At 35.1% G+C, this 10,931-nt stretch carries 14 protein-coding genes and 1 tRNA gene; 13 read left to right on the top strand and 2 right to left on the bottom strand.

Annotated features, from left to right (window positions below; translation table 11 throughout):
• Window positions 1-36 precede the first annotated feature (36 nt).
• The 9 genes from greA to FHL06_RS09075 all read left to right on the top strand — a co-directional run bounded on the left by greA (window position 37) and on the right by FHL06_RS09075 (window position 6,108).
• Entirely contained in the window at window positions 37-513 is a 477-nt protein-coding gene (greA, locus tag FHL06_RS09035; protein WP_153385894.1) for a transcription elongation factor GreA, read from the top strand.
• A gap of 51 nt (window positions 514-564) precedes the next feature.
• Window positions 565-861, top strand: coding sequence for a HesB/YadR/YfhF family protein (locus FHL06_RS09040; RefSeq protein ID WP_153385908.1), 297 nt, complete (start codon window positions 565-567; stop codon window positions 859-861).
• 37 nt (window positions 862-898) lie between these two features.
• Window positions 899-2,995 carry a peptidoglycan D,D-transpeptidase FtsI family protein gene (locus tag FHL06_RS09045; protein WP_420360964.1) on the top strand — a complete coding sequence of 699 codons (2,097 nt, stop codon included), beginning with the start codon at window positions 899-901 and terminating at the stop codon, window positions 2,993-2,995.
• Between the two features lie 87 nt (window positions 2,996-3,082).
• On the top strand, window positions 3,083-3,232 hold the full coding sequence (gene rpmG, locus FHL06_RS09050; RefSeq protein ID WP_153385896.1) for a 50S ribosomal protein L33: 150 nt from the start codon (window positions 3,083-3,085) through the stop codon (window positions 3,230-3,232).
• Window positions 3,233-3,281: 49 nt separating this feature from the next.
• The gene (locus FHL06_RS09055; RefSeq protein ID WP_153385897.1) at window positions 3,282-3,851 is read left to right on the top strand and encodes a 5-formyltetrahydrofolate cyclo-ligase; all 570 of its coding nucleotides are present in this window, start codon (window positions 3,282-3,284) and stop codon (window positions 3,849-3,851) included.
• The gene (locus tag FHL06_RS09060) at window positions 3,835-4,512 is read left to right on the top strand and encodes a rhomboid family intramembrane serine protease (RefSeq protein ID WP_153385898.1); all 678 of its coding nucleotides are present in this window, start codon (window positions 3,835-3,837) and stop codon (window positions 4,510-4,512) included. Before FHL06_RS09055 ends, FHL06_RS09060 begins: the two co-directional genes overlap by 17 nt.
• Window positions 4,505-4,729, top strand: a complete 225-nt coding sequence (locus FHL06_RS09065) for a YqgQ family protein (RefSeq protein WP_153385899.1) — start codon at window positions 4,505-4,507, stop codon at window positions 4,727-4,729. The genes FHL06_RS09060 and FHL06_RS09065 overlap by 8 nt, the downstream gene beginning before the upstream one ends.
• The gene (locus FHL06_RS09070) at window positions 4,726-5,688 is read left to right on the top strand and encodes an ROK family glucokinase (protein ID WP_337692548.1); all 963 of its coding nucleotides are present in this window, start codon (window positions 4,726-4,728) and stop codon (window positions 5,686-5,688) included. Before FHL06_RS09065 ends, FHL06_RS09070 begins: the two co-directional genes overlap by 4 nt.
• Window positions 5,689-5,709: 21 nt before the next feature.
• Complete coding sequence (locus tag FHL06_RS09075) at window positions 5,710-6,108, top strand: rhodanese-like domain-containing protein (RefSeq protein ID WP_162853726.1); 399 nt, start codon at window positions 5,710-5,712, stop codon at window positions 6,106-6,108.
• 60 nt (window positions 6,109-6,168) lie between these two features.
• On the opposite strand, the gene FHL06_RS09080 is transcribed toward FHL06_RS09075, so the two are convergent.
• Entirely contained in the window at window positions 6,169-6,363 is a 195-nt protein-coding gene (locus FHL06_RS09080) for a DUF3042 family protein (RefSeq protein WP_153385901.1), read from the bottom strand.
• 86 nt (window positions 6,364-6,449) lie between these two features.
• On the opposite strand from FHL06_RS09080, the gene miaA reads away from it, so the two are divergent.
• From miaA to FHL06_RS09095, 4 genes are all read left to right on the top strand, one after another.
• Window positions 6,450-7,376, top strand: a complete 927-nt coding sequence (gene miaA / locus FHL06_RS09085; protein ID WP_153385902.1) for a tRNA (adenosine(37)-N6)-dimethylallyltransferase MiaA — start codon at window positions 6,450-6,452, stop codon at window positions 7,374-7,376.
• Window positions 7,369-8,622: a methionine gamma-lyase family protein gene (locus FHL06_RS09090; protein WP_153385903.1), complete on the top strand. Its 1,254-nt coding sequence runs from the start codon at window positions 7,369-7,371 to the stop codon at window positions 8,620-8,622. Before miaA ends, FHL06_RS09090 begins: the two co-directional genes overlap by 8 nt.
• A 475-nt stretch (window positions 8,623-9,097) precedes the next feature.
• Entirely contained in the window at window positions 9,098-9,229 is a 132-nt protein-coding gene (locus FHL06_RS14930) for a hypothetical protein (protein WP_272950457.1), read from the top strand.
• A gap of 242 nt (window positions 9,230-9,471) precedes the next feature.
• The gene (locus FHL06_RS09095) at window positions 9,472-10,446 is read left to right on the top strand and encodes a cation diffusion facilitator family transporter (RefSeq protein ID WP_153385904.1); all 975 of its coding nucleotides are present in this window, start codon (window positions 9,472-9,474) and stop codon (window positions 10,444-10,446) included.
• Between the two features lie 131 nt (window positions 10,447-10,577).
• On the opposite strand, the gene FHL06_RS09100 is transcribed toward FHL06_RS09095, so the two are convergent.
• Window positions 10,578-10,651: transfer RNA gene (locus FHL06_RS09100), tRNA-Arg, on the bottom strand.
• Window positions 10,652-10,931: the final 280 nt, after the last annotated feature.

Genomic DNA, 10,931 nt, shown 5'->3' on the forward strand with positions numbered 1-10,931 from the left:
AAATTAGATTAAATAATTAAAAGGAAGTTTTTAAAAATGGCAGACAGAAGTTATCCAATGACAGCTCAAGGTAAGAAAGACCTAGAAAAAGAATTAGAAAACTTGAAGAAAGTTAAACGTCCGGAAGTTATCAATCGTATTAAAATTGCTAGAAGTTTTGGTGATCTTTCAGAAAACTCTGAATACACATCTGCTAAGGATGAACAAAGTGTGATTGAATCAAGAATTTCTTCAATCATTGAACAAATTCAATATGCAAAAGTAATCGATGCTGATGAAGTTGCTGAAGATGAAATTTCAATCGGTAAAAAAGTTACTGTTCAAGAAGATGGCGAAGAACCAGATATTTATACAATCGTTGGTTCATCAGAATCTGATCCTGACTCTGGCAAGATTTCAAATGATTCCCCAATTGCTAAGGCATTATTAGGCAAGCACGTAGGCGATACAGTAACTGTTGAAACACCTGTTGGCAGTTACGATGTGAAAGTCAAAGCCGTGGAAGTTGCTTAATGAAGACGTTTTCTGCTATGTTTATCTTAGTAAAATATTGAGGTGAACATGATGAAAATAGAGTTAACTGACAAAGCAACGCAATGGTTTGAAAAAGAATTAGATTTAGTACCTGGTGATGGAATACATTTCTACGGTAAGGTCTATGGCAAAACAATGGTTCATGAGGGATTTTCAATAGCAATGCGTAAAGAAAAACCTGTCGATCCTGTAGCAGATACAGTCATTGATGGTGTATCATATTACATAACTGACAGTGATACTTGGTTTTTTGCAAGATATGATTTGTTAGTTGATTATGATCCTGATCTTGATGGACCAAAGTATATTTTTAAATCGAATGAATAATCGTTCGTTTTTTTGAAGGATAAATATGAGAAGAATACTGGATATAATAAAGAAAAGAACAGGTAGTCAAGCGAAGTCTACTATTCCATTTCGACTAAACCTGCTTTTTTTTATTGTCTTTGTTCTATTCGCAATGCTAGTTGGACAGCTTGCTTATTTACAGATCGTTTATGGTGGTAAATTTCAAGCAGAAGTTGATCGAACAGATAAGACAGTAATGACAGGCAGTGTCCCTCGTGGGATGATTTATGATTCAAAAGGTAGACTTTTGGTTGGGAATTCAACTGAAAATGCTATTTCTTATACGAAAAGTGGAAGCGTCAGTTCATCTGATATTTATACGATCGTTAATAGATTAACTAAATATATGTCAGTTGAAGTTGATGATTTAAGTTCACGTGACAAAGCTGATTATATTTTGTCAGCTCCTGGGAAATCAGAAAAAGTCACTAAACAGATGCCTAAATCGCAACGGGTAAATTCCGATGGGGATGCTTTATCCTCTAGTAAACTTTATAATAATGAAGTTAAGTATATTGAGAAACAAGGTATTCATCTAAATAAGAAAGATTTGCAACGTGCGACATTGTTTAAAAAAATGAGTGCTGCTTATTCATTATCAACAGTTTTCCTAAAAGATAAGGATCTTACTTCTAGAGAAATTGCTCAAGTTAGTGAGCACTTGACTGAACTTCCAGGAGTAAGTATTGGAACTAACTGGAATCGTGAATATCCACAAGGTAAATCAATTGCAAGTATTATCGGTGGGGTATCTACTGAACAACAAGGTATTCCAGATAGTGAATTGAATACGATGCTTGCTGCTGGTTATTCACGAAATGATCGTGTCGGTACTAGTTATCTAGAAAAGAGTTATGAATCGATTCTTGCTGGAACTAAGAGTCAACGTGAAGTCCAAGTTGGTTCAAATAATCAAATTAAAAAGAGTAAATTAGTTTATGGTGGTCAAAAGGGTGGAAACCTTAATTTGACGATTGATTCAAAATTCCAAAAGAAAGTCCAAGCGGATCTTAAGGAACAATATGATGCTGCTAAATCAGCAGGTATTACTCAATACTCAGATGGTGCATATGTTGTGGCAATGAATCCTAAGACTGGAGCTATTTTAGCAATGGCTGGAATTCACAATAATCCTAAGACAGGTAAGACTTCTGAAGATGCTTTAGGTGTCATTAACAGAACCTTTGTTATGGGTTCTGCTGTTAAAGGTGCTACTGTTTTAGGTGCTTTGATGGATGGAGTTATTACGCCATCAAATAATACAATTGCTGATGAACCGGTTTATCTACCAGGTACAGCGGTTAAAAAATCTGTTTATCCAATTGGTACTTTTAGTAGTTTAACTGCTGAGCAAGCTCTACAATTTTCTTCCAATGAGTATATGATGGCTCTAGCAATGAAGGAAGGACATGCCAAATATGTTCCAAAGGAATCATTAACGTTAGATTCAGATATTTTCTCGAAGATGAGAGGTTATTTCAATCAATTTGGGTTAGGTGTCAAAACTGGTATTGATATTTCTGGTGAAACAACAGGGATCGAAGGTTCAACTAGAAATAGCAGTGGTCAATTGAAGACTGGTTCTGCACTTGATTTGTCCTATGGTAACTATGATGCCTATACCTTAATTGAAATGGCACAATACATTTCAACAATTGCTAATGGTGGTTATCGTCTAAGGCCTTATATTGTTCAATCAATTCAAAAGACTAAGGACAACGGTAAGAAAGGTGCTTTGACATCAGTTACTAAACCATCTGTCTTGAATAAGGTTGGGTTCACCCAAGATGAGTTGAATGTCGTTAGAAAAGGTATGTATGCCGCAGTTCATGGTAGTGGTTATTGGACAACAGCTACTAAATTAGCTGATATAAGTCCTTCAGTTGCTGCTAAAACTGGTACAGCTCAATCATTCTACTACGACCCTGATAATCCAAGTTCAGATCCACCAGAAACAATTACAACTAGTCTAGTTAGTTTCGGTCCTTATAAGAATCCTAATATTGCTATGGCAATTGTATTTCCTAATTTAACTAGTGAAACAGGTAGTTATCCAAACTTGCTGGCAAAACAAATTTATACTGACTACTTTAAGATGACAGGTCAGAAATAATCTGAATTTGACCTTTTAAAATTACTGAAAAAATGATATATTTAATTAGTTGAATTTAGTTAAGTTTTATGAAAGGATGTTCCAAAGATGAGAGTAAACATAACAATGGAATGTACTTCATGTCATGAACGTACATATCTAACAAGTAAAAGCAAACGTAACAATCCAGATCGTCTTGAACTAAAGAAATATTGTCCACGCGAACGTACTGTTACTTTGTATCGTGAAACAAAATAAACAACAGGTTAAACCCCTGTTGTTTTTTTTTCTAAGGAGTGATGATTAGTTGGATAAAGTAAGCTTTAGAAAAAAACAGATTGATTTAGTTAGCGACTTTATGAAGTCTGACAAAGCTCAAAAAGAAATCAATAATCTTTATTTTCAATTGTTTAATAATCTTGATTTTCAAAATTCGTCAAGTATCGGAATCACTTTGAGTATGAACGATGAGATTCCGACTTTTCCAATCATTAATCAATGTTGGGAAATGGGAAAAGAAGTATATATTCCAAAGACTTTTTCTGATTATTCAATGACGTTTGTTAAATATACCCAAGATACAGAACTTGAGGATAATTATTATGGAACAAGTGAACCAAAGAATTATCAAACTGATGTCATGAATCCACCAGACTTATTGATAACTCCTGGACTTGCTTATTCTAGTGATAAGAATCGTTTGGGAAAGGGATTCGGATGTTTTGATAGATATTTGGCGAAATATCCAACTAAAACGCTTGCTTTAGCGTTATCAATTCAATATTATCAAGATACGCCTTGGCCAGTGTATGTTTTGGATAAAAAAATTGATGACATAATAATTTCTTCGGTGGACCAAAATGCAGATATTCAGTAGACAAAATAAAGCCTATGTAACGTGGACCCTCTTGGCCATAACAATTGTTGTATTTTTGATAGAGACCTTCATTGGAGGCTCACAAAAATACAGCACTTTGATTTTAATGGGGGCAAAAACTAATTGGTTAGTACAAGCTGGTCAGTGGTGGCGATTATTTACTCCAATATTTTTACACATTGGCTTCTTCCATATTTTAATGAATGGGTTTACACTGTTATATGTTGGTCAAGTTTTAGAACCTATTATCGGTCATTGGCGATTTTTAGCGATTTATTTAGTAAGCGGCGTTACTGGAAATTTGGCAAGTTTTGCTTTTGGAGCAAACAACGCTATTTCAGCGGGGGCCAGTACTTCCTTATTTGGGATGTTTGCAGTCTTTTTAGCACTTGCTGCGATCTATCGTGAGAATCGTTTTATTATCGAATTAGGAAAAAGTTTTTTGGCATTGATAGTTATCAATTTATTGATGGATCTAACTATGAGCGGGATTGACATTTGGGGTCATGTTGGTGGCGCTCTTGGCGGGTTGTTGTTGGGATACGGTTTATCCGTTCCAAAAAGCAGACGGCCTAAAATGATTTATCGAATAATTTCAATAATAGCTGTTTTTGCCATCGCTTATTTTATGTATGCAAAGGGTATGATAGTTTATGGATAATATGAGCTTTAGAACCCTCTATGATGTACAACAATTATTGAAAAAATTTGGGACTTTCGTTCACCTTGGTAAGAGACTTTGGGACATCGAACTCATGTTTATCGAAGTAAAAAAGTTGTATGAAAATGAAATGATCGACAAACAGACCTTTATACGTGCTCAATTGGTCTTAAAAAGGGAGCACAGAAAAGAAGAAGAAAAGGACAGATCAAAGTGACAGACAAAAAGTTAATCGGTGTTGACCTTGGTGGTACAACAATTAAATTTGCTATTCTTACTGATAAAGGTGAGATTCAACAAAAGTGGAGTATTGAAACAAATATTCTTTCTGACGGACAATTAATTATTCCAGATATTATTGATTCTATTAATCACCACATTGAGATGTACGGTATGACTTCAGACCAATTTGACGGAATTGGATTGGGTTCACCTGGTACAATCGATCACGCTAAAGGCACAATCAAAGGTGCTTATAACCTTAACTGGACTAATGAAGTTTATCCAGTTCGTGATATCGAAAAGGGCACAGGTCTTCCTGTAACAATTGAAAATGATGCTAACGTAGCTGCTTTGGGTGAAAAATGGCAAGGTGCTGGTAACAACGCTGATGATGTTGTCTTTGTAACTCTTGGTACTGGTGTTGGTGGTGGTATCATCGCTAACGGTAAATTGATTCAAGGTGCTAATGGTGCAGCTGGTGAAATTGGTCACGTTACTGTCGATCCTAATGGCTTCATGTGTACTTGTGGCAAGAGAGGCTGTCTTGAAACAATTGCTTCTGCTACTGGTATTGTACGTGTTGCTAGAGATCGTGCTTCTGAATATGCTGGAGATTCAAAACTAAAGGCTATGCTTGATGATGGTCAAGATATTTCTGCTAAAGATGTTTTTGATTTGGCTAAAGAAGATGACGATTTAGCTTTGATCGTAGTTAACTATGTTTGTGAATCATTAGGATTTGTTTTAGGTAATATTGCAAATACTTTGAATCCCAAGTATATTGTTATTGGTGGTGGAGTTTCTGCTGCTGGTGATTTCTTGTTGAACAAAGTTGACAAGGCTATGCGTAAAAAAGAGTTTGCTACTATCAAAGATTCAACTAAATTGAGATTAGCAAGTCTTGGAAATGGTGCAGGAGTTATTGGTGCAGCTTCATTGATTAAAGTTGATTAGGGGTTTTTGTTAATGCAAGTTTTGAATACAGTTTTGTACATTATTGTCATTGGTTTTATAATCTATTGGGTTGGTTCATGGCTCTACTTTTGGTACAAAGGTAGACAAATGAAGGGCTCATTGGATCAAGAAACTTTTGAAACGACGATGCGAAAAGCTCAAATTGTTGACTTGAGAGAGAAAAATGCATTTGACTCAAAACATATTTTAGGTGCTAGAAATTTGCCTTATACTCAATTGAAATATAATGAAGGTGAGTTAAGACCTGATCTTCCAGTGTATCTTTATGGAGATAGCAAAAATATTTGTGTTCGTGCAGCTCTAAAGTTACAAAAAAAATGGGGCTTTGAGGACGTTAAGTGGTTAGAGGATCGCTTTTCCGATTGGGAAGGAAAGACTAAAAAAACTACTAAAATATAAAAAAATGCTGTGCAGAAAAAATTCTGGCACAGCATTTTTTTAGTATAATTGTTATAATGATTAGCCTTGATGTGCTTGTAAACTCTTACGGTTAGCACGTTTACGGTTAGCTTCGATACGGTCATTTTCCTCAGTTTCAGGTTCGATTACCTTCTTTTTGAAGGCATGTAATGCTCCATATACTGCTGTAGCTGTTGTTAATGAGCCAACAAGGAAGCCTTTAACAAAACGTAGATGTTTTTGATTTTTTGCCATATTACTATTCCTCCTGTCTTTAATTCCCATTATGGCGTATTTCCTTTAAAATATCTATCAAAGACTGTTCAAAATGAGGTGTTTTTTTGATAAAAGTAGTTGCGATTGTAGGACCAACCGCCGTTGGTAAGAGTGCATTAGGTCTAAAAATAGCACAAAAATTAAATGGGGAAATAATTTCTGGCGATTCAATGCAAATTTATCGTAATTTGGATATTGGAACAGCCAAAGATTCTCCTGAAGAATTGAGATTAGTTCCACATCATTTGGTCGATATTTGTAATCCAGATCAAAGATATACAGTTAAAGATTTTCAAAAAAAAGCGCGTGATATCATAACCAAACTGGACGCGGAAAATAAATTGCCGCTGGTCGTTGGAGGAACTGGTTTTTATTTGAGTTCTTTGATAAATAATTTGAATCTTGGCGGGAAGAATTCCGGTTCTTCCGTTAGGCCAAAATTATTGGCAATTGAGCAAAACGGCGGGATTGAAGAATTGCAATCAGTGCTCAAAAAACTAGATCCAGTAGCCTTTGATAAGATTGATATTGATAATCCACGCAGAGTGATGCGTGCAATTGAGGTTATCAAGACGACTGGGGCTTCGATTACTTCCCAAAATGATGGCTCTAAATGGGCTGATTTTTATTTAGTTGGATTAAACGATGATCGTCCTAAATTATATGACCGAATCAATCGTCGAGTTGATAAAATGGTTGATATGGGCCTTTTGGATGAAGCAAAGTATGTTTATGACCATCGTGATGAATTTTTGCAAGCTAAAAATGGCATTGGTTATAAAGAATTATTTCCATATTTTGCTGGGCAAAGCGATTTGAATACTTGCTTATTTGAATTAAAAAAGAATTCGCGTCATTTTGCTAAACGTCAACTGACCTATTTCCGCAATCAGATGGATGTCGATTGGTATAATATTAGTGAAGATACCAATTATCAAACAACGATTGAAAATAAAATTGTTAAATTCATGGGGGAAAATAGTAATGAGTAGATGGAATGCTGACTTTCCGGATAAGTTGAAGTCACTGATAAAAGATGTGGATTTGATGATTGCTCCAAAATTAATGGAAATTGATGAACAAGTTTTGGATAATCAGAATAAGGTTTTAAAAGCCTTTCGAAAAGAGAGTATTGATGAAAGCAGTTTGTTGGGTACGACTGGCTATGGGGATGATGACCGAGGACGTGATCAATTAGAAGCTGTGTATGCCGATGTCTTTAAAACCCAAAAGGCTCTAGTTCGTCCACAGTTCGTTTCTGGAACCCATACCCTTGCAACTGTCTTGTTTGGATTGTTACGGCCAGGAGACAACCTTTTATACGTCACTGGAGAGCCTTATGATACGATGCAAGAAGTAATTGGGACTGCCGGTAATAAAAAGGGTTCTTTAATTGATTACAAAATTGGTTTCGATTCGGTCAAAATGAAGGGCGATAAGGTTGATTTTGATTTAATGAAGCAAAAAATCAAAGAACAGCATCCTAAAGTTATCGCTATTCAAAGATCTCGAGGCTATTCAACGCGCAAAAGTTTAACCGTTTCTGAAATAGCAGAGATTATTAAGCAAATTAAAACAGTCACGGACGCTATAATTTTTGTTGATAATTGCTATGGAGAATTTTCAGAAACAATTGAGCCCACAGAAGTTGGAGCAGACATCATGGCCGGTTCTTTGATTAAGAATGCTGGCGGTGGCTTAGCGAAAACTGGAGGCTACATCGTTGGTAAAAAAGATTTAGTCGAACTAACAAGCTATCGTTTGACGGCACCGGGAATAGGCGCTTTTGAAGGAGCCACGATTGACCGTCTTAGTGAAATGTTTCAAGGATTTTTCTTGGCTCCGCGAGTGACAGGCAATGCTATTAAGGGCGCAATCTTTGAAGCGGCTATTTTTGAAAAACTTGGTTTGAACGTTTCGCCTAAATGGGATGCCGACCGGACAGATTTGATTCAGACGATTGAATTCAACGACCCGGACAAGATGATAAATTTTGCCAAAATGGTTCAGAAATTTTCGCCAATCGACTCCAATGTTTCACCAGAACCTAGTGCAATGTCAGGCTACGAAGATCAAGTCATTATGGCTGCCGGAACTTTTGTCTCTGGAGCAAGTATTGAATTCTCATGTGATGGACCAATGCGTCCCCCATATATAATTTATATTCAGGGCGGTTTGACCTATGAACATGTAAAAATTGCAATTGCTAATGCTTGTAAAGAACTGTTTTTTTCATAAACTATATAAAACATTAATTCAGAAAAAGAATTGATGTTTTTTTTGCTTTGAGTCAGTTTTTGAAAGCTATGATATAAATTTTATGAAACTAGAATCTATATAGTATTGTTTCACAGAACATTCTGAATAAAGAGGCCTATTATTTAAGTAAAAAGCGAACAATAACTGGGTATTTTCATAAATTGTCTATAATTAAGGATTCTTTTAAAAGAATTTGCAGTAAGACTACATTTATTATGAAAATTATTTTTAGCAAAATAATAAACGCCTATTTAAAAGTTTAATCAAGGATTATCTTAGGGGTGGCTAAATTAACAATTAAGTTAGACTATGGAACCGTTTAGTTTAATCTTTTGAGTAACAAAATAAATTACTCCGAACTATTACAAGTTTTAAAAATAAAATAGTTTGTTTCTATTGATTTTTATTTAAAAGCGTGTAGAATAAGAAATCATAAAAGTAGGAGGTAAACAATATGAGATATAAAGTTACTTTAGATAATAAACGTCAATTGTTTACCGTATTCGATAAGAAAAACACTCGGGTTTCTGCATGCGGTAAGTCAATTGAAGAAGCTATGAACAAAATATTGAAGTTGAGCGCATAAAACTGGTTTAAGGTGAATCGTTTATTACTAATTTTGTGAGTATCAATACAATTAGGTTACAACTTCTTTAAAATACAAAACTTCTAGTAAATAAATGATATATTAAATGAGCAACGAGAGTTGCATTTTATCCTCAACAAAATAGAGAAGCTCCTTTCAATTTTTTGAAAGGAGCTTTTTTTGTGGTTTCATTTGAAAAGAACTAGACTACTTTTGAAATGTTATAAAAAGGGGTAGTGTCGATGCAAGAAAGAAAGCTTCATCGAAAGAATGAAACCAAGCAGTGGCGAGTGATTCAACAACAAGAACTAAAAAAATTACGTAAAGTCTCACAATACCTACTATTCAATGTCGCAGCCTATTTGGTTATTTCTTTAATTGAGTTTTATCTGGCTAAAATTGGCCATTCCCAGACTTTACGAGCTGATGCTTTAAATAATTTATCTGGTATCGTTTCGGCAGTTTTATTGCTGACTGGAAATTTTATTGCTCGAGATATTAATGACGATGATGTGATGGGGCAGCCATTGCCAGATGATCTTCAAAACAATGGTCAAAAATTGCAGCTGATTCGCTTTCACTATGAGACGATTTATACTATGATAACGGGATTAGTAATGATGGCTATCTCAATCAATGTTGTTTATTCTGGATTCAAGGGTCTGTTTCAGGAAGATATTAAAGCCATTCCACAACCAATCACGTTGGTTGGTGCGGGAATTGCTATGTTGATTATGTTATTAGTCTGGTGGTTTAATAAAACTTCCGGTTTGAAGTTACAAAACGCGGCTTTAGTTGCTGCCTCTAAAGATAGTTTTAGCGATGCTTTAACTAGTTTAGGAACGATGATTGCGATTGGAGGAGCTTTGTTGTTTAGAGTCACGTGGCTGGATGGAGTTTCCAGTATTATTGTTGGCTTGTTTATTTTGTTTGCAGGTGTCAAAATTTTTCGAGATAGTAGTCTGAATTTGGCTGATTATTTTGATCCACAAGCTGAAGCACAATTCAAAATGGCAATCGAGAAAATTCCTCAAGTTAATGGCGTTGAGGAAATCAATGCCCATTATAGCGGAAATATTGTCACGCTCGATGTTACGATTTCAGTCGAAGCGCATATGGAAGTGCAAGATAGCTTTTGGCTATGTGAAAAGATTGAAGCACAAATGCGACATCAATTTGGTATCGTTGATACTGATGTGATTGTCGTTCCGGCATAAATTATGTGGGCACGGTAGAGTAAGCTATTAAATTATTTAGAATACTTAGAGTTCATGAAATAAAAAAATAATCCTTAAATGCTGTATATAAGCACTTACGGATTATTTTAAAATTTAAAATGATTTAATTATGTCACAGGTGAGATTCGAACTCACGACCTACGGTTTAGAAGACCGTTGCTCTATCCAACTGAGCCACTGTGACATCACTCGTACTATTATAGAGAAAAGAAACTTAACTTGCAATAACAAAATGAAAAAAGATGTAAAACTTACTTTAATATTTTTATAGTTACGAATTGTATCAAAATTGGTCTTAATTGAAATAATGTGGGATTTTTGTGGGTCATGAATTTTGCGAAAATTACAAGAACAAGTTAGCCACTTGTCCAAAAATAAATACGAAATATATCAGTACCAGAAAAGTACATTTCTAAACTCCACAGAAACTAGTGAATAGTTCCCGTGGAGTTTTGTAGTTTAAC

This window comes from Companilactobacillus halodurans (assembly GCF_009600985.1).
Taxonomy (GTDB): Bacteria; Bacillota; Bacilli; order Lactobacillales; family Lactobacillaceae; genus Companilactobacillus; species Companilactobacillus halodurans.